This is a genomic window from Leifsonella bigeumensis (genome assembly GCF_039537265.1).
Classification (GTDB): Bacteria; Actinomycetota; Actinomycetes; order Actinomycetales; family Microbacteriaceae; genus Terrimesophilobacter; species Terrimesophilobacter bigeumensis.
Genome location: NZ_BAABAE010000003.1, coordinates 1,246,951 through 1,271,314 on the forward strand (window position 1 = coordinate 1,246,951; position 24,364 = coordinate 1,271,314).

At 68.3% G+C, this 24,364-nt stretch carries 19 protein-coding genes and 1 other RNA gene; 10 read left to right on the top strand and 10 right to left on the bottom strand.

Annotation, left to right across the window (positions count from 1 at the left end; all coding sequences use genetic code 11):
• Window position 1: 1 nt before the first annotated feature.
• From ABD678_RS11205 to ABD678_RS11215, 3 genes are all read right to left on the bottom strand, one after another.
• Window positions 2-700 carry a coenzyme F420-0:L-glutamate ligase gene (locus ABD678_RS11205; RefSeq protein WP_344756645.1) on the bottom strand — a complete coding sequence of 233 codons (699 nt, stop codon included), beginning with the start codon at window positions 698-700 and terminating at the stop codon, window positions 2-4.
• A gap of 6 nt (window positions 701-706) precedes the next feature.
• On the bottom strand, window positions 707-2,431 hold the full coding sequence (locus ABD678_RS11210) for an RNA polymerase sigma factor (RefSeq protein WP_344756647.1): 1,725 nt from the start codon (window positions 2,429-2,431) through the stop codon (window positions 707-709).
• A gap of 267 nt (window positions 2,432-2,698) precedes the next feature.
• The gene (locus tag ABD678_RS11215) at window positions 2,699-3,634 is read right to left on the bottom strand and encodes a proteasome assembly chaperone family protein (protein WP_344756649.1); all 936 of its coding nucleotides are present in this window, start codon (window positions 3,632-3,634) and stop codon (window positions 2,699-2,701) included.
• Between the two features lie 124 nt (window positions 3,635-3,758).
• Between ABD678_RS11215 and ABD678_RS11220 the strand changes: the two genes are divergently transcribed.
• The 3 genes from ABD678_RS11220 to ABD678_RS11230 all read left to right on the top strand — a co-directional run bounded on the left by ABD678_RS11220 (window position 3,759) and on the right by ABD678_RS11230 (window position 8,377).
• Window positions 3,759-5,243, top strand: a complete 1,485-nt coding sequence (locus ABD678_RS11220; protein WP_344756651.1) for a leucyl aminopeptidase — start codon at window positions 3,759-3,761, stop codon at window positions 5,241-5,243.
• Window positions 5,244-5,339: 96 nt separating this feature from the next.
• Entirely contained in the window at window positions 5,340-6,713 is a 1,374-nt protein-coding gene (gene lpdA / locus ABD678_RS11225; RefSeq protein WP_344756653.1) for a dihydrolipoyl dehydrogenase, read from the top strand.
• Window positions 6,714-6,769: 56 nt separating this feature from the next.
• Complete coding sequence (locus tag ABD678_RS11230) at window positions 6,770-8,377, top strand: 2-oxo acid dehydrogenase subunit E2 (protein ID WP_344756655.1); 1,608 nt, start codon at window positions 6,770-6,772, stop codon at window positions 8,375-8,377.
• Here the strand turns inward: ABD678_RS11230 and ABD678_RS11235 are convergent.
• Window positions 8,374-9,864 carry a protein kinase family protein gene (locus ABD678_RS11235; RefSeq protein WP_344756657.1) on the bottom strand — a complete coding sequence of 497 codons (1,491 nt, stop codon included), beginning with the start codon at window positions 9,862-9,864 and terminating at the stop codon, window positions 8,374-8,376. The two genes, ABD678_RS11230 and ABD678_RS11235, sit on opposite strands and share 4 nt — an antisense overlap.
• A 110-nt stretch (window positions 9,865-9,974) precedes the next feature.
• Here ABD678_RS11235 and ABD678_RS11240 point away from each other — a divergent pair, with 110 nt between their 5' ends.
• Window positions 9,975-10,691, top strand: coding sequence for a DUF4191 domain-containing protein (locus tag ABD678_RS11240; protein WP_344756659.1), 717 nt, complete (start codon window positions 9,975-9,977; stop codon window positions 10,689-10,691).
• A gap of 62 nt (window positions 10,692-10,753) precedes the next feature.
• Here ABD678_RS11240 and ABD678_RS11245 read toward each other — a convergent pair whose 3' ends face one another.
• The gene (locus tag ABD678_RS11245; RefSeq protein WP_344756661.1) at window positions 10,754-11,182 is read right to left on the bottom strand and encodes an RDD family protein; all 429 of its coding nucleotides are present in this window, start codon (window positions 11,180-11,182) and stop codon (window positions 10,754-10,756) included.
• A gap of 154 nt (window positions 11,183-11,336) precedes the next feature.
• Between ABD678_RS11245 and glnA the strand changes: the two genes are divergently transcribed.
• Complete coding sequence (glnA, locus tag ABD678_RS11250; protein WP_344756663.1) at window positions 11,337-12,761, top strand: type I glutamate--ammonia ligase; 1,425 nt, start codon at window positions 11,337-11,339, stop codon at window positions 12,759-12,761.
• Here the strand turns inward: glnA and ABD678_RS11255 are convergent.
• Both ABD678_RS11255 and ABD678_RS11260 read right to left on the bottom strand, forming a co-directional pair.
• Window positions 12,749-15,733 (bottom strand): bifunctional [glutamine synthetase] adenylyltransferase/[glutamine synthetase]-adenylyl-L-tyrosine phosphorylase, encoded by a 2,985-nt coding sequence (locus ABD678_RS11255; RefSeq protein WP_344756665.1) that lies wholly within the window; start codon window positions 15,731-15,733, stop codon window positions 12,749-12,751. The genes glnA and ABD678_RS11255 overlap by 13 nt on opposite strands.
• Window positions 15,734-15,739: 6 nt before the next feature.
• The gene (locus ABD678_RS11260) at window positions 15,740-17,080 is read right to left on the bottom strand and encodes a glutamine synthetase family protein (protein WP_344756667.1); all 1,341 of its coding nucleotides are present in this window, start codon (window positions 17,078-17,080) and stop codon (window positions 15,740-15,742) included.
• A 72-nt stretch (window positions 17,081-17,152) separates the two neighbouring features.
• Here ABD678_RS11260 and panB point away from each other — a divergent pair, with 72 nt between their 5' ends.
• Together panB and gdhA are read left to right on the top strand one after the other, a co-directional pair.
• A complete protein-coding gene (panB, locus tag ABD678_RS11265) occupies window positions 17,153-17,986 on the top strand; it encodes a 3-methyl-2-oxobutanoate hydroxymethyltransferase (RefSeq protein ID WP_344756669.1) in 834 nt (277 codons plus the stop codon).
• Window positions 17,987-18,057: 71 nt separating this feature from the next.
• The gene (gene gdhA / locus ABD678_RS11270) at window positions 18,058-19,407 is read left to right on the top strand and encodes an NADP-specific glutamate dehydrogenase (RefSeq protein ID WP_344756671.1); all 1,350 of its coding nucleotides are present in this window, start codon (window positions 18,058-18,060) and stop codon (window positions 19,405-19,407) included.
• Between the two features lie 50 nt (window positions 19,408-19,457).
• Here gdhA and ABD678_RS11275 read toward each other — a convergent pair whose 3' ends face one another.
• Complete coding sequence (locus ABD678_RS11275; protein WP_104094599.1) at window positions 19,458-19,628, bottom strand: methionine aminopeptidase; 171 nt, start codon at window positions 19,626-19,628, stop codon at window positions 19,458-19,460.
• Window positions 19,629-19,660: 32 nt separating this feature from the next.
• Between ABD678_RS11275 and map the strand changes: the two genes are divergently transcribed.
• Window positions 19,661-20,536 carry a type I methionyl aminopeptidase gene (map, locus tag ABD678_RS11280; RefSeq protein ID WP_344756674.1) on the top strand — a complete coding sequence of 292 codons (876 nt, stop codon included), beginning with the start codon at window positions 19,661-19,663 and terminating at the stop codon, window positions 20,534-20,536.
• Complete coding sequence (gene ppgK / locus ABD678_RS11285; RefSeq protein WP_344756676.1) at window positions 20,533-21,279, top strand: polyphosphate--glucose phosphotransferase; 747 nt, start codon at window positions 20,533-20,535, stop codon at window positions 21,277-21,279. The genes map and ppgK overlap by 4 nt, the downstream gene beginning before the upstream one ends.
• A gap of 5 nt (window positions 21,280-21,284) precedes the next feature.
• On the opposite strand, the gene rnpB is transcribed toward ppgK, so the two are convergent.
• Both rnpB and ABD678_RS11295 read right to left on the bottom strand, forming a co-directional pair.
• Window positions 21,285-21,649: RNase P RNA component class A (gene rnpB / locus ABD678_RS11290), an RNA gene on the bottom strand.
• A 24-nt stretch (window positions 21,650-21,673) separates the two neighbouring features.
• Window positions 21,674-23,563 (bottom strand): FAD-binding monooxygenase, encoded by a 1,890-nt coding sequence (locus ABD678_RS11295; RefSeq protein WP_344756678.1) that lies wholly within the window; start codon window positions 23,561-23,563, stop codon window positions 21,674-21,676.
• A 40-nt stretch (window positions 23,564-23,603) separates the two neighbouring features.
• On the opposite strand from ABD678_RS11295, the gene ABD678_RS11300 reads away from it, so the two are divergent.
• The gene (locus tag ABD678_RS11300) at window positions 23,604-24,356 is read left to right on the top strand and encodes an IclR family transcriptional regulator (RefSeq protein ID WP_344756680.1); all 753 of its coding nucleotides are present in this window, start codon (window positions 23,604-23,606) and stop codon (window positions 24,354-24,356) included.
• The last annotated feature ends 8 nt before the right edge of the window (window positions 24,357-24,364 follow it).

Sequence of the window (24,364 nt, forward strand, 5' to 3'; positions counted from 1 at the left end):
GTCAGGCGCGGCGGATGATGCCGAGCGGCGTGCTCTGGTGGCCCTGCCCGAGGGGGTTGTCGGCGAGCACGCGCTCCATGAGTCGATCGCCTCGCGCGGTCAGGGTCGAGCCGAGCACGTTCCCGCCGAAGTCATTGATGTCGACGATGAGAACGTCGATGTCGGGCCGCAGCGCGGCCTTGAGCCGGCGTGCGACCTCGCGGGGACGGTCGGGGGCCAACACCACCTGAGAGTTGTAAGGGGGGATCGTGCCGCTCGTCGGCCCGTCGATGCCTCGCGCCCTGGGGCCCGCCACGACGTAGAAGGCGCCTCGCTTCCCGAACAGCTTCGTCACCGCGGCAACCGCAGCAGCGAACAGGATGCGCGGGGTTCCGCACTCCCGCAACGCCATCTCCATCGTCTCCGGCATTCCGAGACCGATCCCGCCGGGTGTCTTCGTGACGTACCGTGAGAGCCGTGTGGCCAGCGGGCGCGGGACGATCTCTTCGATCGGATACGCCCGGCCCTGGGTTATCGCGACGATCTTCTCGGTGACGAAAAGGGCGTCGCCGGCTTCGAGGCGATCGCTCGCGAATGCGGTGACGATCTCGACGATGTCGTCCTCCGGCCCGACCAGCCGCGTCCTGATCGGGAGGCGCAGGTAGCGCATCCCGTCGACCTCGACCTCGAGAGCCTTGCCCTCGTTGGGCTTCGCCGCCATGTCCGTCTACTCGAGGTAGTCGCGCAGCGACTGGGAGCGGGACGGATGGCGAAGCTTCGCCATCGTCTTCGACTCGATCTGGCGGATGCGCTCGCGCGTCACGCCGAACGTGTCGCCGATCTGGTCGAGCGTCTTGGGCATCCCGTCGCCGAGGCCGAAACGCATCCGGATGACGCCCGCCTCGCGCTCGGAGAGCGAGTCGAGCAGACTCTCGAGTTGCTTCTGCAGCATGGTGAACCCGACGGCATCCGCCGGCACGACGGCTTCGGTGTCCTCGATGAGGTCACCGAATTCGCTGTCGCCGTCCTCACCGAGCGGGGTGTGCAGGGAGATCGGCTCACGACCGTACTTCTGCACCTCGACGACCTTCTCCGGGGTCATGTCGAGCTCGCGACTCAGCTCTTCCGGAGTCGGCTCCCGGCCCAGGTCCTGGAGCATCTGGCGCTGCACGCGGGCGAGCTTGTTGATGACCTCGACCATGTGGACAGGGATGCGGATGGTGCGGGCCTGGTCCGCCATCGCGCGGGTGATCGCCTGGCGGATCCACCACGTCGCGTAGGTCGAGAACTTGAAGCCCTTGGTGTAGTCGAACTTCTCGACCGCCCTGATGAGGCCGAGGTTCCCCTCCTGGATGAGATCGAGGAACTGCATTCCGCGACCGGTGTAGCGCTTGGCCAGTGAGACGACCAGACGCAGGTTGGCTCCGAGGAGGTGTGCCTTGGCGCGCTGGCCGTCCTTGGCGACCCAGCGCAACTCGCGTTCTAGCTCCTTGCCGACCTTGCCTTTCTCGTTAGCGAGCTTGTCCTCGGCGAACAGCCCGGCCTCGATGCGCATGGCGAGTTCGACCTCTTCGGCGGCGTTCAGCAGCGCGACCTTGCCGATCTGCTTGAGGTAGTCCTTGACCGGGTCGGCCGTCGCACCGGTGATGGCTGCGGAGTAGACGGGGACCTCGTCCTCGTCGTCGACGAGCGAGAGCACGAGGGCGCCCGTCGGAAGCGGTTCGTTCGTTCCGGTCGACTCCTCATCGGCGTCGTCGTCGTCCGACTCCTCCGCGTCGCCCTTCGACGCCTCCGGCCGGCTCTTGCCCGCAGGGGCTTCGGCGTCGTCGTCGGACTCGTCCGCGTCGGTGTCGTCGTCGACGACGACCTCGTCCTCGGATGCCAGATCGGCAACATCCACGTCGAGTTCGATATCGTCGACTTCCTCGTCCACCTCGTCGTCGGTGGCCTTCGATCTCGTGGCCTTCGACTTCGACGTCGCCTTCACGGAGGCGGTTCCCGCTTTCGCCGGGCCGGACTTCCCGGCCTTCGCCGGCGCTGTCTTCGCGGTCGGCTTCGATGCCGGTACGGACTTAGCGGACGCAGCCCTGGCGGTGGTGGTCTTCGTCGCCGAGGGCTTGGCAGAAGCGGCCTTGGCAGCCGTGGTCTTCGCAGCTGGGGCCTTCGTGGCCGCCGCCTTCGCGGTCGGGGCCTTCGCCGCCTTCGCAGTGGTCGACTTCGAGGCAGGTGCCTTGGTCGCAGCCGCCTTGGTCGCAGCCGCCTTGGTCGCCGCCTTCGCGGGAGCCGCCTTTGCCGGAGCAGCCTTCGCCGCGGCAGCCTTCGCCGCGGCTGGCTTCGTCGCGGCTGGCTTGGTTGCAGCGGGCTTCGCCGGCGCTGCCTTCGCGGTCGTCTTCTTCTCGGTCGTCTTCTTCTCGGTCGCCTTGGGGGCGGTGGCCTTGGTTCTGGTTGCCATGGGGTCACCTTTCGTCAGCTGTGCTCCCGTACCGCCCGACCGCACGGCGTCGCCACACGGTGCTGGTCAGATTTCGGGCAGTACTAGGACCCATGTCAAGTCCCTGCCGCGCAACACCTGAATGCCACGACGACACGACGACCTGAACGGGTCCGTGGTCAATTATTGCACGGAAACCCACGGTCCCTCGACGGATGCCCCCGCAGTCGTTCCGATGCAGTAGTAGAGACAACCGAGCGCAGCTCTCCGGTATTCCGAAGTGCCGCGTTATTCGGGGCGAGTGGACCCCTGATCGTCGTCGCCGTTACGGCGCAGGGCGAGGAAGATCTCCAGTTCCGCGGCGATCTCATCCGCCGTCGGCAGCTCGCCGTCCTCGTCGGTGAGGGGCGACCGCAGCGGATTCCCCGCCATGTAGGAATCGTGACGCTCCTCGAGCGTGCCGACCAGTCGGGCCAGCTCGTGGTTGTTCTCCACCTGACCGTCGATCTTGGAGACGAACTCGCGGCTCTCCTCCTTGAGTTCCTCCGTGGCGAAGATGAGGCCGGTCGCCGAACTCACCGACTCGAGAGCCTTGATGGCGGCATCCGGGAACTCGGTGTCGGAAAGGTAGTGCGGTATCAGCAGCACGAAGCCCGCCGTGGGGTGGTCGAGCTGCTGGAGCCGGTACTCGACGAGGTGCAGCGCGTTGGCGAGCACCTGGGTGTGCGGCTTCCAGACCGAGAACGTCTCGATGAGCTCGGTGCGATTGCCGCTCACGGTCACGCCGATCGGTCGCGTGTGCGGCACCGGCATGGGGATCGCATGGACCCAGGTCGTCGACTTCGCCTGGTACCGGTCGATGAGACCGAGCACGGCTGCGGTGAACCGCTCCCACTGGAAGTCCGGCTCGTAGCCGGCGAGCAGCAGGAACTGCTGACCGATCTCGTCCTTGGCGAGATGGAGGGCGAGCGAGGCGGGACGGTAGTTCTCGAGGTGGTCCTGGTCGAAGTAGATGGTCGGGCGCCGCGCACGGTAGTCGAGCAGCGCGTCGTTGTCGAAGGTCGCGATGACACGGGTGTCGAGCGACCCGAGCAGGTGCTCGGTGAACTGGCTCACCGCACCACCGGCATCCGCGAAACCGGTCAGGCCGGCGACGAGCGGGAGCCCGCTCGGGACGTCGCTGACATCCGGATCGAGCTCATAGAGGCCGGACGGGTCTTCCATTCCTCAACTCTAACCGCGGGGGTTCGGGCCCGCAGACGGAAGCCGGGCGCACCGTCATGCCCTGAGCGAACAGCACCGGATGCCGCGTCCTGGTGCTCGTCCCGGCTGCAGCTAGCATGGCGGCATGACTGTTGCCTCGCTGCGGATCTCCCGCGACTCCGCCCTCACCGTCCCTGCCGACATCCTCGTGCTCGGGGTGAGCGGGGGTGACTCCGGCCCCACCCTGCACTCGGAGGATGCGGCGCTCGACGCGGTGCGCGCCTCCTTCGGCGCCCTCGGCATCACGGGTGCGGAAGACGAGGTCAGGCGAGTCGCCGGGGTCGGCGCCGCCGCCGGCATCGCTCTCGTCGGCCTCGGCTCGGGACCAGTGGACGCCAACCTCCTCCGCCGGGCCGCGGGTTCGGCGGCCAGGCAGCTCACCGGGGTCGGAAGCCTTGCGATCGCGCTGCCGACGACATCCGAGGAGGACGTCCTGGCTGTGCTCGAGGGCGCGGCGATCGGCTCCTACTCGTTCACGAGATTCCGTTCGGGCACGCCCGACGCCGCCAAGCTGCCGGCGACCGACATCACCGTCGTCGCCGATGTGGATGTCGCGGGCGACCCGGTGGCGCGGGCGGCAATCGTGGCCGGCGCCGTGCACGCCGTGCGCGACCTCGTGAACACCCCGCCCTCGCACCTCTACCCGGAGACCTTCGCCGCCGCGGCGCAGGAGCTCGCCGAGGGTGCGCCGGTGGCGGTGACGGTGCTCTCCGACGCCGAACTCGAGGCCGGTGGTTTCGGCGGCATCCGGGGCGTGGGCCAGGGATCGACCCGCGGTCCGCGACTCGTGAAGGTCGAGTACGCCCCGAAGGGCGCTTCCCGGCATCTCGCCCTCGTCGGCAAGGGCATCACCTTCGACTCCGGCGGGCTCTCGCTCAAGCCACCGGCATCGATGGTCGGGATGAAGTACGACATGACGGGCGCGGCGACGGTGCTCGCCGTCGCGCTGGCCGCGGCCAGGCTCGCGCTCCCCCTGCGCGTCACGGCCTGGCTGTGCATCGCCGAGAACCTGCCGTCGGGCTCCGCCATCCGGCCGAACGACGTGCTCACGATCCACGGCGGTAAGACGGTCGAGGTGCTCAACACGGACGCAGAGGGCCGTCTCGTGCTCGCCGACGGGATCGCCGCCGCGAGCGAGGAGAACCCGGATGCGATCATCGACGTCGCCACGCTCACCGGCGCGGCCCGGGTCGCCCTCGGTGACCGCTACGTCGGGACGATGGGTGACGAGACACTCGTCGGCGAGCTCGTGGATGTCTCGAAGAAGATCGGCGAGACCCTGTGGCCCATGCCGCTGCCCGCCGAGCTCCGCAGCCTCCTCAACTCCGATGTCGCCGACATCGCGAACGTCAAGATCGGGAGCACCGCGGCCGGCATGCTCGTCGCCGGCGTGTTCCTGCAGGAGTTCGTCGGGAAGGCGCAGGACGGCTCGCGCATCCCGTGGGCGCACCTGGACATCGCCGGCCCGGCCAACAACGACGGAGGCGGATTCGGCTACACCGGCAAGGGGCCGACCGCCGTCACGGTTCGAACCCTGATCGCGCTGGCTGAGCGGATTTCGCTCGCGTAGTAAAGTCGAGGTGGCGGGAGAATCCGCCGAACCAATCCCCCCGTCGCGACTCGGCGACAGGTGCGTGAACAGGCTGAAACTCGAGGGAGTCGCCCGGTGTCGGAACAGAACTTTGACCTTGTCGTGCTCGGAGCAGGAAGCGGCGGCTACGCTGCGGCCCTGCGTGCCACCCAGCTCGGCATGAGCGTCGGCCTCATCGAGAAGGGGAAGGTCGGGGGTACCTGCCTGCACGTCGGCTGCATCCCCACCAAGGCGCTCCTGCACTCCGCCGAGGTCGCGGATGTCGCCCGCGAATCCGCTAAGTACGGCGTGACCGCGACCGTCGAGGGCATCGACATCGCCGGTGTCACCGCGTACCGCGAGGGCATCGTCGCGAGCAAGTACAAGGGACTCCAGGGGCTCATCAAGACCCGTGGCATCACCGTGATCGAGGGTGAGGGCAAGCTCGTCTCCCCCAACACCGTGCAGGTGGGCGATGACCGCATCACGGGCAAGAACGTCGTGCTCGCGACCGGCTCGTACTCACGCTCCCTCCCCGGACTCGAGATCGGCGGGCGCGTCATCACCTCCGAGCAGGCGCTCGAGCTGCCCTTCGTACCGCGCAAGGTCGCGGTGCTCGGCGGCGGCGTCATCGGCGTCGAGTTCTCCAGCGTCTGGCGTTCGTGGGGCGCCGAGGTCACCATCATCGAGGCACTGCCTCACCTCGTGCCGAACGAGGACGAGACCGTCAGCAAGCAGTTCGAGCGCGCGTTCCGCAAGCGCGGGATCGACTTCAAGCTCGGCGTGCGCTTCCAGAGCGTGACCCAGAACGAGAGCGGCGTCGTCGTGACCCTCGAGAACGGCGAGACCGTCGAGGCCGAGATCCTGCTCGTCGCCGTCGGCCGCGGGCCGTCGACCGCCGGCCTGGGCTTCGAGGAGGTCGGCGTGACCATGGATCGCGGCTTCGTCATCACGAACGAGCGCCTCGCCACCAACCTGCCCGGCGTCTACGCCGTCGGCGACATCGTCCCCGGTCTCCAGCTCGCCCACCGCGGCTTCCAGCAGGGCATCTTCGTGGCCGAGGAGATCGCCGGGCTGAACCCCATCGTGATCTCCGACAACAACATCCCGAAAGTCACCTACTCCGATCCCGAGGTCGCCTCGATCGGCCTCAGCGAGGCGAAGGCGAAGGAGCAGTACGGCGACGACAAGGTGTCGAGCTATGACTACAACCTCGCCGGCAACGGCAAGAGCCACATCATCGGCACCTCCGGCTCGATCAAGGTCGTCCGGGTCAACGACGGCCCGGTCGTCGGTGTCCACATGATCGGCGCGCGCGTCGGCGAACTCATCGGCGAAGCGCAGCTCGCCGTGAACTGGGAGGCGTACCCCGAGGACGTCGCCCCCCTCATCCACGCCCACCCGACGCAGAACGAGGCCCTCGGCGAAGCGTTCCTCGCCCTCGCCGGCAAGCCGCTGCATGCCGTCTGATCACGAACGCGAACTATGCTGGTTGAGACAGCCACGGTCCTGAAGGAGCACCACTGATGAGCGAATCCGTCAACCTGCCGGCACTCGGCGAGAGTGTCACTGAAGGAACGGTGACCCGCTGGCTGAAGAAGGTCGGCGACCGGGTCGAGGTCGACGAGCCGCTGGTGGAGGTCTCCACCGACAAGGTCGACACCGAGATCCCCTCGCCCGTCGCCGGCGTGCTCGAGGCGATTCTGGTCGCCGAGGACGAGACCGTCGAGGTCGGAACCCCACTCGCCACGGTCGGCGACGGCTCCGGCGGGGGCGAGGCTCCTGCCGCACCTGCTGCCGAGGCTGCGGATGCCGGGGTCGCGCCTGCTGAACCTGCTGCTCCCGCTGCCCCGGTTTCGGAAGCCCCTGCTGCTCCTGCTGCGCCGGTTTCGGAAGCCCCCGCTGCTCCCGCTGCGCCGGCCCCGGAAACCGTCGAGGCCGCGCCGGCCGAGCAGCCTGCGCCCGCTCCCACCGCTGTGCCCGAGACCGTCACCGCGACCGCCCCGGATGCACCCGGCCCCGCCGCCCAGGCGCCTGCCGCCGAGCAGCCTGCCGCCCAAACGCCCGCCGCCGAGCCGGCCGTCGAGACGCCCCCGGCCCCTGCACCTGCCCCTGAGGCGTCCGCCGGCGAAGCTCCGGCAGCCACTCCGGCACCGACGGAGGCGCCGGCTGCAGCGACTCCTCCGCCTGCGGCTGCCGCTCCGGCAGCACCCGTACCGGCCGAATCGGCACCGGAAGCGCCCGCGGCCAACGCAGGCTACGTGACCCCCCTCGTCCGCAAGCTCGCGAACGACAACGGGATCGACCTCTCGACCATCACCGGTTCGGGCATCGGCGGACGTATCCGCAAGCAGGATGTGCTGTCCGCCGCATCCGGAACCGCGCCCGTCGCCCGCAAGCCGCTGGAGACCTCACCGCTGCGCGGCACGACCGTGCCGATGTCCCGCCTGCGCAAGGTCGTCGCCGAGCGCGCCGTCATCTCGATGCAGACCTCCGCGCAGCTCACGACGGTGGTCGAGGTCGACGTGACCGCCGTCGCCAAGCTGCGGGACGAGGTGAAGGGCGATTTCCAGAAGAAGACCGGTAACAAGCTGAGCTTCCTCCCCTTCTTCACGCTCGCCGCGGCGGAGGCGCTCAAAGCGTTCCCGATCGTCAACGCGACGATCGACGGCGAGAACATCGTCTACCCGGGCCAGGAGAACATCAGCATCGCCGTCGACACCGAGCGCGGCCTGCTCACCCCGGTCATCCGCAACGCAAGCGACCTCGACATCGCCCAGCTCGCCGGCGAGATCGCCGATCTCGCCGCGCGCACGCGGGACAACAGGCTGAAGCCCGACGAGCTCGCCGGCGGCACCTTCACCGTGACCAACACCGGTTCGCGCGGGGCGCTCTTCGACACCCCGGTCGTCTTCCTCCCCCAGTCCGCGATCCTCGGGACCGGTATCGTCGCGAAGAAGCCGGTCGTCGTCTCCGACAACGGGCTCGACGCGATCGCCATCCGCTCGGTCGTGTACCTCGCGCTCTCCTACGACCATCGCATCGTGGATGGCGCGGATGCCGCGCGGTTCCTCGTGGCGGTCAAGGATCGGCTGGAGGCCGGCGACTTCCGCGGCAACCTCGGGCTCGGCTAGGGAGACTCCCCCGTCAGGACCTCATCCGCGAATACCAGGTCGCGGATGCGCCAGCCCTGATCGGTCTTCACGAGCAGCAGGGATGCGCTTGCGCCCTCCGACGTGTCCGCCGACAGCAGCGCGCTGTCGCCCAACCGGTCGACGAGACTGATCGCGGCACCCACCAGCTCGGGTTCTTCCGGCACGATTCCCTGCTCCTGAATCAGGCGGATGCGGTAGGAGCCGGCCTCCATCGCCGCCGACCCCGGCTGAGCGACCCCGTCGAGGCAGAGGACCGAGGCTTCGTGCAGGCAGGTCGCCCGCGCGGCCAACAGCGCACCCGCTGCGGCGACCGGGTCATCGGCCGTCACGGCGGCATCCACGACAACCGGAGGGGCCGTCTCAGGATGGGAGCCCGCTAAAGGCTCCGGCGTTGCCGACGATGCCCCCGGCCGTGACGACGGCGCCGGTCCTGACGACGGTCCAGGCAGGAGCATGACCGTCGCGACGACCGCGGCGACGACGATGCCGGCGATGATCCACACCGGCTTGCGCACGGGCGCGAGCACCTGACGCACTTTCGACTTCAGCGCCGCGAACGGCCCCTTCTCGAGCAACGGCCCGAGCCGATCGGTCACGATGCCGAGGAAGGACTCCGGCAGGTGAAGGAGGGAGAAGGCCTCGCGCACCGGACTCGATCCCGCCGGCTCGGGAACCTCGGCCGCCATCGCATCCGGATCCCACCCCAGGCGTGGGGGCAGTCGCGTCGGCGAGTGCCCCGCCTCCCATCGCTCGAAGTGGACCGGCTTCGCCTCAGCACACCGGAACAGGCGGTCGGCGAGCTCCTTCAGCCAGGCCTGGGGGTCGGCCGGCTCGGTCGGGTGGGCCAGGTCGGCTTGGTCCAGCCAGGCACGAACCTCCCCGGCATCGGGACCGAGGGTCGCCCGGCAGACTCCGGCCAGCCGGGCCAGGTCCGCGGCGACCCCCGGTTCTGCGGCAAGCTGCGCCGGGGGGAGACTTGCGCCATCGGGCGAGGACGGGAAATCGCCGGCGAGACCCGCGGACCCGAAGCGCGCGAGGACCGGGCCGCCCTCCTCGTCGAACAGCACAGCGGCAGGGCGGATCCCGCCATGAGTCACCCCGACCCGGTGCAGCTCGCCGACGGCGAGGGCCAGCGGCGCGAGAACAGTGACCGCTTCGCCGAGCGGCAAGGGGTCGGCGGAGACGAGTGCGCCGAGGCTGACGGCGGAGAGGCGGCGAAGAATCAGGCAGGGCAGGCCATCCGGTGCCGTCGTGAGATCTTCGAGCCGCAGCAGGTGCCGGTCGGACGCGCGGGCGAGCGCCTCGATCTCGGCGTTGATGCCGTCGGAGGCCGTACCGGGGCGATACACCTTGACGGCCACCGTCTCGGGCCCCGACCCCGTCGTTCCGCCGTGCCCGAGCCAGACATCCGCCCGTGCGCCGACGCCGAGGATGCGTATGAGCCGGTAACCGCCGATCGAGTCCACGACGGCATCCTCCCGTCCCCCGAACGACTCCCCCGGCCGCGAACCCCGGAACGGTGCACAACGCGGTGATCTGGGGTTTGGGGCGGAGTGGAGCCGGTATCCTTGGAGGCATGGCACGCACCAAGGACTCGAGCCCGAAACCCGCGAAGGAACCCGGTCGTCTCAAGCAGATGTACCAGGTCTTCCAGATGACCAGGCGGTACGACTCGACCGCCGTCTGGTGGATGGCCCTCGGCTTCGCGCTGCCGCTCCTGGTGGGCCTGCTCCTGGGAGTCCTGCTCTCCGGCGACAGCGTCTTCGGCCTCGTGCTGTGGATCGTGGCCGGCGTGCTCGCCGGCGTGCTCGGCTTCCTCGTGATCCTCGGCCGCAAGGCCGAGAAGGCCGCATACTCGCAGATCGCCGGGCAACCCGGCGCGGTCGGCGCCGTGCTCAAGAGCTCGCTCCCCCGCGGCTGGACCGGCAGCGAGATGCCCGTGGCGATCAGCCCCAAGACGCAGGATGCCGTCTACCGCGCCGTCGGCAAGGGCGGCGTCGTGCTCATCGGCGAAGGCCCGGCCACCCGCACCCAGAAGATGGTCGACGACGAGCGGCGCAAGATCGCACGCATCCTGCCGAACGTCCCGGTCAACGTGCTTCAGGTCGGTCCTGACCCGGAGTCGGTCCCCCTGCACAAGCTCTCCCGCCGCCTCGGCAAGTTCAAGAAGGCCCTCAACAAGGCCGAGATCTACGCGGTGAGCAACCGCGTGAGTTCACTGCACAAGGGGCCGAACCTGCCGATCCCGAAGGGCGTCGACCCCATGAAGGTGCGGGCGCAACGCCGCGCCTGACCATAAGGCACCGGGTGCGGGCGCAGCGCCGCGCCTGAGCGACGCATCCTCTTCGCCGTCCGCTACTGGACGAGCAGCACCGTTCCCGCCGCCTTGTCGTGCAGGCCGCGCTGGTCACGGTCCCAGATGAGGGCCGGGATCACGAGGCACAGCAGCAGGGTCCGAACGATCGGACGCCAGGCGCCGATCCAGCCGCCGGCGAGCGGCACGACGCGCATCCGGAACACCCTCTGGCCGATGCTGCCGTTGATGAGCGTGATGAAGACGAACTGGGTGAGGGCGAAGATGCCGAGGGTCGCGAAGGCGTCGTAGTGGAAGAACGCGACCGAGATGAGCACGCTCAGGCCCCAGTCGATGACGAGAGCTCCCACGCGACGGAGCGGCCGGGCGATCGAGCGCGAGCCGGATTCGGGCAGGCCGAGTCGTTCACCCGGCCATCGCTGCTCGTCCGGGCGCCCACCGGGACGCTGGGAGGCTGACTGGTCGGGCACCACTCGATCCTAAGGCGCCCGTGACTTCCAGAGATTCGTCCGGCACGAAACATGGGTGAAACAATGGGGACACTGCCACGAAACCGGCCGGGAATAGCCTCGCACTGGTTGCGCGAGGCAACCGGTCCCGTTTTCGCAGCCAAGGAGCCCGTCAATGTTCAGCGATTCGTCCGAAGTCCTCAAGTTCATCAAGGACACCGACGTCAAGTTCCTCGATATCCGCTTCACCGACCTGCCGGGGGTCCAGCAGCACTTCAACATTCCCGCGGCGAGCGTCGATGAGGAGTTCTTCACGGTCGGCCAGCTCTTCGACGGCTCGTCCATCCGCGGTTTCGCGTCGATCCACGAATCCGACATGCAGTTGATCCCGGATGTCACCACCGCCTACGTCGACCCGTTCCGCATGGAGCGCACGCTCATCATGCTCTTCGACATCTACAACCCGCGGAACGGCGAGATCTACGGGCGCGACCCGCGGCAGGTGGCGCGCAAGGCGGAGAAGTACCTGGCCTCGACCGGGATCGCCGACACCGCGTTCTTCGCCCCGGAGGCCGAGTTCTACATCTTCGACGACGTGCGCTACGAGGTGAAGCAGAACTCCAGCTTCTTCGCCGTCGACTCGGAGGAGGGCGCCTGGAACACCGGCCGCGTCGAGGAGGGCGGCAACCTGGCCAACAAGACGCCGTTCAAGGGCGGCTACTTCCCGGTGAGCCCGGTGGACAAGCAGGCCGACCTGCGCGACGACATCAGCCTCAAGCTCATCGAGGCCGGGCTCATCCTCGAGCGCGCCCACCACGAGGTCGGTTCGGGCGGCCAGGCCGAGATCAACTACCGCTTCGACACGATGGTGCACGCGGCCGACGACATCCTGAAGTTCAAGTACATCGTCAAGAACACGGCGGAGGCGTGGGGCAAGACGGCGACGTTCATGCCGAAACCGCTCTTCGGCGACAACGGCTCGGGCATGCACACGCACCAGTCGCTGTGGAACGACGGCAAGCCGCTGTTCTACGACGAGAGCGGCTACGGCGGGCTCTCCGACCTCGCGCGCTGGTACATCGGCGGACTGCTCAAGCACGCGCCAGCGGTGCTCGCCTTCACGAACCCGACCGTCAACAGCTACCACCGGCTGGTTCCCGGATTCGAGGCTCCCGTCAACCTCGTCTACTCGGCGGGCAACCGCTCGGCGGCCATCCGCATCCCGATCACCGGGACGAACCCGAAGGCCAAGCGCATCGAGTTCCGGGCCCCGGACGCCTCGGGCAACCCGTACCTCGCCTTCGCTGCCCAGCTCATGGCCGGCCTCGACGGCATCCGGAACAAGATCGAGCCTCACGAGCCGGTCGACAAGGACCTCTACGAGCTGCCGCCCGAGGAGGCCAGGAACATCCCGCAGGTGCCGGGCTCGCTCGACGCTGCGCTGCTCGCGCTCGAGGCCGACACCGACTTCCTCACCGCGGGCGGCGTGTTCACGCAGGATCTCATCGACACCTGGATCGCCTACAAGCGCGAGAAGGAACTGCTGCCGATGGCCCAGCGCCCGCACCCCTTCGAGTACGAGCTGTACTACGGGGTCTGAGTCGCGGAGCCGTAGAAGCGCTCCTCGAAGACCTGGCGGGCGCGGCGCGTGACGCGGAGGTAGTCGTCCTCGAGACGGCTCGCCGAGCGAGGCGGGTAGCCCATGATGCGGGCGACGCCGTCGAGTTGTGTGCGATCTCGGGGTAGAACATCCGACGTCTTCGAGGTCCACAGCATGAGGGCTGAGCGCGTGCGGGAGGCGAAGATCCACGCCTCGCGCAGCGTTCGGACCTCGGATGTCGTGAGCAGTCCCGCCTCGCGCGCCACCTTGAGCGCCTCAAGCGTCGAGGTCGTGCGCAGGCCTTCGATCGCTGCACCGTGCTGCAGCTGCAGGAGCTGCACGAGCCACTCGACGTCGCTCAGAGATCCTCGGCCGAGCTTGAGGTGCCGCGTCGGGTCTGCCGCCTGCGGCAGACGCTCCGACTCGACCCGCGCCTTGATGCGCCTGACCTCGCGAACATCCTCCTCGCCGATCGCCAGGGGGTAGCGCACCTCGTCGGCGAGCACCTCGAACGCCGTGAGCAGCGACTCGTCGCCAGCGACACCCCGAGCACGCAGGAGCGCCTGCGCCTCCCAGGTGAGCGACCAGCGACGGTAGTAGGCGCGATACGAATCGAGCGAGCGCGCCACCGGGCCGTTCTTGCCCTCCGGGCGCAGGCCGATGTCGAGGTCGAGGGGCACCTGGAGGTCGTCGGTGAGGCGACCCAGCTCCGCCACGATCCTCTCCGCGGCCTTCTGGGCCGACTCGCCCTCCGCCGCGCGGTACACGTGCACGACATCGGCATCGGAGCCGAAGCCGAGCTCCCCGCCGCCGAAACGTCCCATGCCGATGACGGCGAACTCCATCCCCTGGGGCTCGTCGATGTCCGGCCCCGACCGCGCTATGGCGAGCGCTGCATGGATCGTGGCCGTCGTGACGTGGCTCAGGGCGCGGCCCAGCTCCTCGATCGTCAGCAGGCCCAGGATGCTCGCAACGGCGAGACGGAGGATCTCACGCCGACGGGCCATCCTGACCGCCTGGGCAGCCGTATCCGGGTCGCCGGCGTGCCGCAGGGCGATCGCTCCGCCCTCCTCGAGAAGCACAGAGAGCGGACGCGGTACGAGATCGGCATCGTTCTCGAGCCAGGCGACGGCTTCCGGGATGCGCTCGAACAGGTCGCCGACGAACCGCGAGCCGGAGAGCACCTGGGTGAGCCGGTGGGCGGCGCCGGATGAGTCGCGCAGCATCCGCAGGTACCAGTGCGACTCGCCGAGCGCCTCGCTCAGCCGGCGGAAGACGAGGAGGCCGTGATCCGGGTCGGCCCCTTCGGCGAACCACTGCAGAAGGATCGGGAGCAGGTTGCGCTGGATCGTCGCCCGGCGCGAGATCCCGGCGGTGAGCGCCCCGATGTGCCGGAGTGCGCCATCCGGGTCGCGGAAACCGATCGCGGCGAGCCGCGCGACGGCCTGCTCGCTCGTGAGCGCGAACCCCTCCTCGGGCAGCGTCGCGACCGCGGAGAGCAGCGGGCGGTAGAACAACCGCTCGTGCAGGGTGCGCACCTCGGTCTTGACCGCCTGCCAGCGCTCGAGCAGCTCGGGTGCGGTCGTCGCGAGCCCGGTCGCACGCGCGAGCACGCGCAACGCGCCCTCCTCGCGCGGCATGAGGTGGGTACGCCGAAGACCGGCGAGCTGCAGTCTGTGCTCCAGGAGCCGCAGGAACCGGTAGTCGCGTCCGAAGACCGCCGCTTCGTCGCGACCGATGTAGCCGTGCTCGGCGAGGGCGGCGAGGGCCGGGAGCGTCCCGCCCTGCCGCACGCCGTCATCCACCTGGCCGTGCACGAGCTGGAGCAGTTGGATCGTGAACTCCACATCGCGCAGCCCGCCGGGTCCGAGCTTCAGCTGCACGTCGCGCTCGCCCGCCGGGATGTGCTCGGTGACGCGCTCGCGCATCCGCTGCACCGACTCGACGAAGTTGTCGCGCCCCGCGCTCGACCAGACGAGGGGCGAGAGCGCCTCGACGTAGCGGGCGCCGAGGGCGAGGTCTCCGGCGAGCGGTCTGGCCTTGAGCTGCGCCTGGAATTCCCAGCCCTTCGCCCAGCGGTCGTAGTAGGCGAGGTGCGAGTCGAGCGTTCGGACGAGGGCGCCGTCCTTGCCCTCCGGCCGCAGGTTCGCGTCGACCTCCCAGAGCTCCGGCTCCGGCGCCGGGCCGTGGATGCCGCGGCCGAGCTGAATGGCCAGCCGGGTCCCGATCTCCACGGCGCGGTCCGCCGTCACACCGTCACCGGCCTCGACGACATAGATGACGTCGACGTCGCTCACGTAGTTGAGTTCGTGCGCACCGGCCTTGCCCATGCCGATGACCGCGAGTCCCGTGGCCGAGACCTCCTCCGGCGGAAACTGCAGCGTTCGGCGGGCGATCGACAGTGATGCGTCGAGAGCGGCGCCCGCGAGGTCGGCGAGCGCGCCGGCTACCGCCTCGATGCCCTCGAGCGGATCCTCCTGCTCGAGATCGTGGGCTGCAATCCTGGCGAGGATGCTGCGGTAGCGCACGCGCAGGGCCACGATCGCACCGTCAGCACTGAACCCATCGACCGCGGGGCCTTCGACCGCGGCCAGCAGCTCGTGACGCAGCTCCTCCCCCATCGGCAACCCGGTGAGCGGCTCCGCGAGAGCGGCAAGCTCCTCGGGCCTCCTGCGGAAGAACTCGCCGAGCCCCGCCGACGCGCCGAGCACCCGGATGAGGCGCGCAGCGGTATCCGGAGCCCCCAGCGCACGCCCGAGTTCGTCCGGCGCATGCTCGCGCAGCCGAACGAGATACCGCAGCGCCTGGTCGGGGTCGGCGGCGAGCGCGAAAAGCGGGACGAGACTCGCATCGAAGCCGGCGAGCTGCGACCCGGCGACTCCCAGCTCGGCGAACCCGAGGCGGGCGAGTTCGGTGAGCGAGGTGCGCTCCCGTGACGAGGTGCGCTCCCGCGACGAATCTGGCCGGGCCATGGCGCGCTAGAGCATCTCCAGGTTGCTCTGCAACTCGAAGGGGGTCACCTGGGCCCGATAGGTGCTCCACTCCCGCTGCTTGTTGAGCAGCACGTAGTTGAACACCTGCTCGCCGAGCGTCTCGGCGACGAGCTCGGAACCCTCCATGATCGAGACCGCGTGGTCGAGGCTCGCCGGCAGCGCGCTGTAGCCGAGGGCTCGGCGCTCGGAGTCGGTGAGGTTCCAGACGTTGTCCTCGGCCTCCGCCGGCAGGTCGTAGCCCTCTTCGATGCCCTTGAGGCCCGCGGCAAGCATGAGCGAGTAGGCCAGGTACGGATTCGCGGCAGAGTCGATCGCGCGGTACTCGACGCGGGAGCTCTGCCCCTTGCTCGGCTTGTACAGCGGCACCCGGATGAGCGCCGAGCGGTTGTTGTGCCCCCAGCACACGAAGCTCGGCGCCTCTCCCCCGCCCCACAGCCGCTTGTAGGAGTTCACGAACTGGTTGGTTACGGCGGTGATCTCCGGCGCATGGTGCAGAAGGCCGGCGATGAACTGCCGTCCGACCTTCGAGAGCTGGTACTGGGCACCGGCCTCGTAGAACGCGTTCGTGTCGCCCTCGAAGAGCGACATGTGGGTGTGCATGCCGGAGCCCGGATGCTCGGAGAACGGCTTCGGCATGAACGTCGCGTAGACGCCCTGCTCGATCGCGACCTCCTTCACCACGGTGCGGAAGGTCATGATGTTGTCGGCCGTCGTGAGGCCGTCGGCATAGCGCAGGTCGATCTCGTTCTGCCCAGGGCCCCCCTCGTGGTGGCTGAACTCGACCGAGATGCCGAGGTCTTCGAGCATCCGCACCGAGCGGCGGCGGAAGTCATGCGCGGTGCCGCCGGGGACATTGTCGAAGTAACCGGCCGAATCCACCGGAACCGGGCGGCCGTTCTTGTCGAGCTTCGAGCTCTTGAGCAGGTAGAACTCGATCTCCGGATGCGTGTAGAACGTGAACCCGCGGTCGGCCGCCTTCTCGAGCGTGCGCTTGAGCACATTGCGCGGGTCGGCGACGGCGGGCTCGCCGTCCGGGGTGGTGATGTCGCAGAACATCCTGGCGGTCGGGTCGATCTCGCCACGCCAGGGAAGGATCTGGAAGGTGGCCGGATCCGGATGCAGCAGCACGTCGGCCTCGAAGAGTCGCGTGAGGCCCTCGATGGCCGAACCGTCGATGCCGACGCCCTCCGCGAAGGCGCCCTCGACCTCTGCGGGCGCGATCGCCACGGACTTGAGCGTGCCCACGACATCCGTGAACCACAACCTCACGAACTTGACCCCGCGCTCCTCGATGGTGCGCAGGACGAAGTCACGCTGCTTGTCCATGAGCTCCCCTTCCGTGACGTCGTCTGGCGGCTGTTTCCGGCCCGATATCAGGCTAGTGGCTAGAATCGCTCCATGACTGATCCCGCAGCCGCTGCTGCCCAGGCAAATCTCAAGAAGGTGCGGACGAGGCACTTCCAGTCCGCCAAGGAGAACGGGATCAAGATCACCGGCCTCACGAGCTACGACCAGTTGAGCGCTTCGATCTTCGACAAGGCCGGCATCGACTTCCTGCTGGTCGGCGACTCGGCGGGCAACAACGTGCTCGGGTTCGACACGACGCTTCCGGTCACCGTCGATGAACTCATCCCCCTCACCCGTGCGGTGGCCGGCGCCGTGACGCGTGCCTTCGTGGTCGCCGACATGCCCTTCGGCTCCTACGAGAGCAGCCCTCAGGAGGCTCTGCACACCGCCTTCCGCTTCATGAAGGAGACGCACGCGCATGCCGTCAAGCTCGAGGGCGGCCAGCGCAGCGCAGAGCAGATCCACCGGATCGTGTCGGCCGGAATCCCGGTCATGGCACATATCGGTTTCACCCCGCAGAGTGAGCACGGCCTCGGTGGACATATAATCCAAGGACGAGGCGAAGGGCTCGATCAGCTCCTCGCCGATGCGCATGCCGTCGAAGATGCCGGTGCTTTTGCCGTTGTGCTCGAGATGGTGCCGGCAACGTCCGCCGCACAGGTGACGAAAGAACTGCGTATTCCGACCATCGGCGTGGGCGCCGGTCCGGATGTCGACGGCCAGCTTCTGGTCTGGACCGACTGGGCCGGTATGACGACGGGGCGGATTCCGAAGTTCGTCCGCCAGTACGCGAACCTTGCCGGAGTTCTCACGGATGCCGCAAACGCCTACCGGGCGGATGTCGCGAACGGTGCCTACCCGGCCCCGGAGCACAACTACGAGTAACCGGTCGTTGCTCGCGCCCACCGGCGCGACCCCGACGGCGCGCCACCGTACGCTTCGAACGAAAGGGCTCCATGCAGCCGTCTACGTCGTCCGTCATCAATGAGACTTTCGCCGCCGCAGTCTCCCGCAACCCCGAGGAGCCGGAGTTCCACCAGGCCCTCAGCGAGGTGCTGGAGTCGATCGAACCGGTCATCGCGCAGCATCCGGAGTATGTCGAGGCCGGCATCCTCGAGCGGCTCGTCGAACCGGAGCGCCAGGTCCTGTTCCGGGTTCCCTGGGTCGACGATTCGGGTGCGATCCGGGTCAACCGTGGCTTCCGGGTGCAGTTCAACTCCGCACTCGGGCCCTACAAGGGCGGTCTGCGGTTCCACCCCACGGTGAACCTGAGCATCATGAAGTTCCTCGGCTTCGAGCAGACGTTCAAGAATGCGCTCACCGGCCAGGGCATCGGCGGTGCGAAGGGCGGGAGCGACTTCGACCCGCATCGTCGCTCGGATGCCGAGATCATGCGGTTCTGCCAGTCCTTCATGACGGAGCTCGCCCGGCACATCGGCGCCGACACTGACGTGCCCGCGGGCGACATCGGCGTGGGCGGCCGGGAGATCGGCTACCTCTTCGGCCAGTACCGCAGAATCACGAACCGTCACGAGTCGGGCGTGCTCACCGGCAAGGGCATCGGCTGGGGCGGCGCGCAGGTGCGCACCGAGGCGACCGGCTACGGCGCAGTGTTCTTCCTGGAGGAGATGCTCTCCGTGCGCAGGGACAGCGTGGAGGGCAAGACCGCGATCGTCTCCGGCTCCGGAAACGTGGCGATCTATGCGATCGAGAAGCTGCAGCAGCTCGGTGCGAAGCCCATCACCGCATCCGACTCCTCTGGTTTCATCGTCGACGAGGCCGGCATCGACCTCGAGCTGCTCAAGGATCTCAAGGAGGCCGGCCGCGAGCGCATCTCGGCCTACGCCGCCCGCCGCCCGAGCGCCCGCTTCGTCGGCTCGGGCCGGGTGTGGGAGGTGCCGGGGCAGCTCGCGATCCCGGCGGCGACTCAGAACGAGCTCGGTTCGGATGACGCTGCCGCCCTCGTGCGCGGCGGTGTGCTCGCCGTCGCCGAGGGCGCCAACATGCCGAGCACCCCGGATGCCGTCGAGGTCTTCCAGCAGGCCGGCGTGCTGTTCGCCCCCGGTAAGGCCGCCAACGCGGGCGGTGTGGCGACCTCAGCGCTCGAGATGGCCCAGAACGCGGCCCGCGAGCGCTGGAGCTTCGAGGACAGCGAGCGACGGCTGCAGGCCATCATGTGCGACATCCACGCGGCGTCGTTCGCGGCGGCCGAGCGCTACGGGCATCCGGGCGACTACGTCGTGGGCGCCAACGCCGCCGGTTTCGTGCGCGTGGCCGATGCCATGCTCGCCCAGGGGCTCGTGTAGCTGGCAACTCCCTTGGTGACGCGCGCTCCTCAGGGAGCGGTCACAGCCGATCAGTCGTCGGCGGCGTCTTCCTCCGCCCAGCGACGGGCACGCTCATCGACGATCTGCCAGGCGCGGGCGGCATCCTCACGCGTCTCGAAGGGCCCCAGCCGGTCGAGCGCGAGGGACTGCGGCCCCTCCTCGACCTCGTTCGTCCTCGTGTTGAACCACCACTCGGTCATCGGTACCTCCTCGGCAGCCTAAAATCGATCCTATGCCCAGGGACAGAGACGGCCACCTCGTTCCCGGACGACTCTCACCTCAGCGCCAGGTACCCGCTTCGATCCCCCGCCCCGAGTACGTCGGCAGGGCCGAACCGACACTCTCCGGCATCGACGTGTACGGCGAGGAGGCGATCGACCGCATCCGGGAGTCCGGCCGCATTGCAGCGCTCGCGATTGATGCTGTGGGCGAGGCGATCCGCCCGGGTGTCACGACCGACGAACTCGATCGCATCGGCCACGAGTTCCTTCTCGCACACGACGCCTACCCCTCGACCCTCGGCTATCGCGGCTACCCCAAGTCGCTGTGCAGCTCGCTCAACGAGGTCATCTGCCACGGCATCCCCGACGACACCCTGCTGCAGGATGGCGACATCATCAACATCGACATCACCGCCTACAAGAACGGCATGCACGGCGACACGAACCGCACCTTCCTCGTCGGAGACGTGGCCCCGGATGTCGCCGCGCTCGTCGAGCGCACCGAGGAGGCGCTGCGGCGTGGCATCCGGGCGGCCGCCGTGGGCCGGCAGGTCAACGTCATCGGCCGGGCGATCGAGTCCTACGCGAAACGCTTCGGATACGGGGTCGTGCGCGACTTCACCGGGCATGGGGTGGGCGAGGCGTTCCACTCCGGCCTCGTCATCCCCCACTACGACACCGAGGCGTTCACCGACGTCATCGAGGACGGCATGGTGTTCACGATCGAACCCATGCTCACCCTGGGCAGCGCCGACTGGGACCTCTGGGACGACGACTGGACCGTGACCACGAAAGACAAGAGCATGACCGCCCAGTTCGAGCACACCATCGTCGTCAGGGAGAATGGAACCGAAATCCTGACACTCAGCGAAAAGGACGTTGCATGACCACGACGGCCGTCGGCATCGACATCGGGGGAACCGGCATCAAGGGGGCGATCGTCGACGTCGCCACCGGTGAGCTTCTCACCGACCGGATGAAGCTCCCGACGCCGGCGGGGGGCAAGCCGGACGACATCCTCGACACCGTCCTCGCGCTCTTCGACGAGCTGGGCGAGGTGAGCGATGACGCCCCGGTCGGCGTGTGCTTCCCCGCGATCGTGCTCCACGGGCGCACGATGTCGGCCGCGAACGTCTCGAAGAAGTGGATCGGGCTCGAAGCGGAGAAGCTGTTCGAGCAGAAGCTCGGCCGGGACATCCACTTCGTCAACGACGCGGATGCCGCAGGCGTCGCCGAGGCCCGCTACGGCGCAGCACGAGGGGCGAAGGGGCTCACGATCCTCACGACCCTGGGAACCGGCATCGGCAGCGCGATGCTGTTCGACGGCGAACTCATCCCGAACTCGGAGCTCGGACATCTCGAGCTCGACGGACACGACGCAGAGCACCTCGCCTCGACCTCCGCCAAGGAGAAGGAGGATCTGAGCTGGCAGGACTGGGCGAAGCGGCTGCAGCGGTACTACGAGCACCTCGAACTGCTGTTCTCGCCCGACCTCATCCTGGTCGGTGGCGGCATCTCCAAGAGTTCGGAAGAGTTCCTGCCGCTGCTCGACCTGCGCACCCCGATCAGGCCGGCGACGCTGCGCAACAATGCGGGGATCGTGGGGGCCGCGGCGCTCGCCGTTTCCTGAGGCGGTGAATGGGCCGGCTGTTACGCCGGGTTCTGTTCCGGTGCGTTCGCACCATCGACGGCCATCTATCTCGGGACTACGTTGCCGCAGCCCTCCAGCGATCCACCCGGGAACTCGGCGGGCAGCCTTGGCGTTCCCTGTTGACCTTGCTCCGGACGAGGTTTACCCAGCCGACCCGATCACTCGGGCCGCTGGTGGTCTCTTACACCACCGTTTCACCCTTACCCCTGGCCGAAGCCAGTGGCGGTCTGCTTTCTGTTGCACTTTCTCGCGGATTGCTCCGGGTGGGTGTTACCCACCGCCCTGCCCTGTGGAGCCCGGACGTTCCTCGGCGTGCACTGCTGCACGACGCGGCCGTCTTGCCGACCCATTCGAGTGCGAGTATAGCCGGGCGCTACTGCGGGAGCATGTTCCCGGCGAAGAAAGCCACGAGCTCATCGCGCGCCGTCAGCGGAAGGATATGCGCGACGTACTGGTCGGGGCGGACGATGACGACGCATCCTCCACGGTCGATGCCGCGCACCTCGAAGAAGTCCTCCTGCTCCGGATCGATGGCATACACCTTCTGATAGTCGATGAGGCCGAACGGTCCCACCCGGGGAAGGAAGATCTGCGGCACGAGACCGAGTTCGACATCCTGGTAGCGCTGCTGATAGACCACCTTGGCGTCGAAGACGCTGTCGAGGTCGGATCCCCGGGGGGTGAACCGCGCCACCGGCGACTGGGGGGATGCCAACCATTCGGCCCAGTCGGCAAGGGCCGAGCTCGCACCGACCGCGGGAGCATCGGCGAAGGCGTAGAGCCGCCAGCGGCCATCCGCCCTGGCGTGATGCCCCAGGTGCACCGGGTTCACATCGGCGACCCGCATCGCGCGCGCAGACTTGAAACGCTTGCCGATCGGGAACCCCGTCGCCAGCTCCTGATAGCCGGCCTCGCCGGTGATCATCGACGGGGTGTACTGGGTCATGAACCCGGCCGGGAACTCCGCCGTCGCCGTGTAGAACTCGGCCAGCTCGGTGGGGCTCGCGAACTCCTCCGGTTTCTTCGCCATCATCGCGGCCCACTCGCGGTCGAAGTCGATGAGGTTCTGGGCGATGACCTGGCGCTCACCCGAATAGGTGTCGAGAAGGGATGCCGGGCTCCGGCCCTCGAGCACCTGGCCGAGCTTCCAGCCCAGGTTGAAGCCGTCCTGCATCGAGACGTTCATCCCCTGGCCGGCCTTCGCACTGTGCGTGTGGCAGGCATCCCCCGCGATGAACACCCGGGGCAGCTGCCGGCCGGTGAGCTCAGCCGGCACATCGTCGAACTTGTCGGTCACCCGATGGCCCACCTCGTAGACGCTCCACCATGCGACGTTCTTCACCTCGACCGTGTACGGATTCATGATCCGGTTCGTCTTGGCGACGATCTGATCGAGCGTCGTCGCACGGATACTGTCCCGCGTCTCCGGCGTGAGCTCGCCGAGGTCGACATACATCCGGAACAGGAATCCCCCTTCCCGGGGAATATGCAGGATGCTGCCCTCCGAATGCGACTGGATCGCGCACTTGGTGCGGATGTCGGGGAAGTCGGTGACAGTGAGGACGTCCATGACGCCCCAGGCATGGAACGACTTGTCGCCGGTGTGCTTGCAGCCGATCGATTCGCGCACCCCGCTGTGGGCGCCATCGCATCCGACCACGTACTTCGCCTGCACGATCCGCTCCTCGCCCTCGCGCTCTCCGGTCGTGTGCCGCAGTGTGACCCTGACCGGATGGTCGCCTTCCTCGGCGACCTCGAGACCCACGAACTCGTAGCCGAAGTCGGGGCGGATGCGCGCCGGCCCGTTCGCCGCGGACTCGGCGAAGTAGTCCAGGACCCTCGCCTGGTTGACGATCAGGTGCGGAAACTCGCTGACGCCCTTCGGGTCGTCCTTCTCGCGCTGGTTGCGGATGATCTTCGACGGATCCGCCGGGTCCGGACCCCAGAAGTTCATCGCCGTCAGGTGGAAGGCCTCGGCCACGACCCGTTCGGCAAAGCCGAACGCCTGGAAGGTCTCCACACTGCGGGCCTGGATGCCGTCGGCCTGCCCGATCTCGAGTCGACCCTCCCGTCGCTCCACGAGGCGCGTCGTGATCGACGGGTACTGGGACAGCTGGGCCGCCAGGAGCATCCCTGCCGGGCCGGAGCCGACGATCATGACGTCCATGACGTCGGGAAGCTCGGCCGGCCGGTCGATGCCGGTGCCGGCTGCGGGAAGGATGCGGGGGTCGCCCGAGACGTACCCGTGGTGGTGGAACTGCATCGTTGCCCCATCTCGTATTTTGTTCTATATTCGAACACACATGTCTACTATTGAACGCAAGATTTCTGAGCCCAGCGTATTCCAGCGGGTCGATGCGAGCAAGGCACCGGTCTCGCAGACGCTCAGCCGTGGTATCCGGATCCTCGAGATACTCGCCGACGCCCGCGAACCGCTCACGATCGACGAGCTTGCGCGCTCACTCGACCTCCACCGCTCGATCGCCTACCGGCTCCTCCGCACCCTCGAAAGTCACCGGCTCGTGGAGCGGGACGCGGCGGGGAAGGTCTCCCTCGGGGCACGCATGGCGGCGCTGGCCACCGGCATCGCCCACGACCTCCAGTCGGCGGCGCTCCCCGAACTCACCGCCATCGCCGGCGATCTGGGCATGACCTGCTTCCTCGTGGTTCTCGACCAGGACGAGTGCATCACTCTCGCGAGCGTCGAGCCGCGCCACGCGATCGCCTCCGTCGTACAGCGCCCGGGTGCCCGGCATTCGGTGCTCCTCGGCGCGCCGGGCAAGGCGATCCTGTCGATCCTGACCCCGGCAGAGTGGCCGGATGGCGCCTCAGCCCGCCTCCGGGACGAGGTCGCGGAGGTGCGGGAACGGGGTTACGCCACGAGCCACGACGAAGTCATCCGGACGGTGCAGTCCGTGTCGGTGCCGCTGAGCCTCCGGGGACGGCGCCCCGCGGCGATCGCCGTCATCCACGTCGGTACCGGCCTGGGGCCGGACGTCATCGCTGCGCGGCTGACCCGATCGGTGGAGAGTATTCGGGAGGCGCTCGCGGGGTGAGGACGCCG

Coding starts and splice junctions, on each gene's coding strand:
- ABD678_RS11205 (WP_344756645.1), bottom strand. CDS start 700: ATGGCGGCGAAGCCCAACGAGGGCAAGGCTCTCGAGGTCGAGGTCGAC.
- ABD678_RS11210 (WP_344756647.1), bottom strand. CDS start 2,431: ATGGCAACCAGAACCAAGGCCACCGCCCCCAAGGCGACCGAGAAGAAG.
- ABD678_RS11215 (WP_344756649.1), bottom strand. CDS start 3,634: ATGGAAGACCCGTCCGGCCTCTATGAGCTCGATCCGGATGTCAGCGAC.
- ABD678_RS11220 (WP_344756651.1), top strand. CDS start 3,759: ATGACTGTTGCCTCGCTGCGGATCTCCCGCGACTCCGCCCTCACCGTC.
- ABD678_RS11230 (WP_344756655.1), top strand. CDS start 6,770: ATGAGCGAATCCGTCAACCTGCCGGCACTCGGCGAGAGTGTCACTGAA.
- ABD678_RS11240 (WP_344756659.1), top strand. CDS start 9,975: ATGGCACGCACCAAGGACTCGAGCCCGAAACCCGCGAAGGAACCCGGT.
- glnA (WP_344756663.1), top strand. CDS start 11,337: ATGTTCAGCGATTCGTCCGAAGTCCTCAAGTTCATCAAGGACACCGAC.
- ABD678_RS11255 (WP_344756665.1), bottom strand. CDS start 15,733: ATGGCCCGGCCAGATTCGTCGCGGGAGCGCACCTCGTCACGGGAGCGC.
- ABD678_RS11260 (WP_344756667.1), bottom strand. CDS start 17,080: ATGGACAAGCAGCGTGACTTCGTCCTGCGCACCATCGAGGAGCGCGGG.
- panB (WP_344756669.1), top strand. CDS start 17,153: ATGACTGATCCCGCAGCCGCTGCTGCCCAGGCAAATCTCAAGAAGGTG.
- gdhA (WP_344756671.1), top strand. CDS start 18,058: ATGCAGCCGTCTACGTCGTCCGTCATCAATGAGACTTTCGCCGCCGCA.
- ABD678_RS11275 (WP_104094599.1), bottom strand. CDS start 19,628: ATGACCGAGTGGTGGTTCAACACGAGGACGAACGAGGTCGAGGAGGGG.
- map (WP_344756674.1), top strand. CDS start 19,661: ATGCCCAGGGACAGAGACGGCCACCTCGTTCCCGGACGACTCTCACCT.
- ppgK (WP_344756676.1), top strand. CDS start 20,533: ATGACCACGACGGCCGTCGGCATCGACATCGGGGGAACCGGCATCAAG.
- ABD678_RS11295 (WP_344756678.1), bottom strand. CDS start 23,563: ATGCAGTTCCACCACCACGGGTACGTCTCGGGCGACCCCCGCATCCTT.
- ABD678_RS11300 (WP_344756680.1), top strand. CDS start 23,604: ATGTCTACTATTGAACGCAAGATTTCTGAGCCCAGCGTATTCCAGCGG.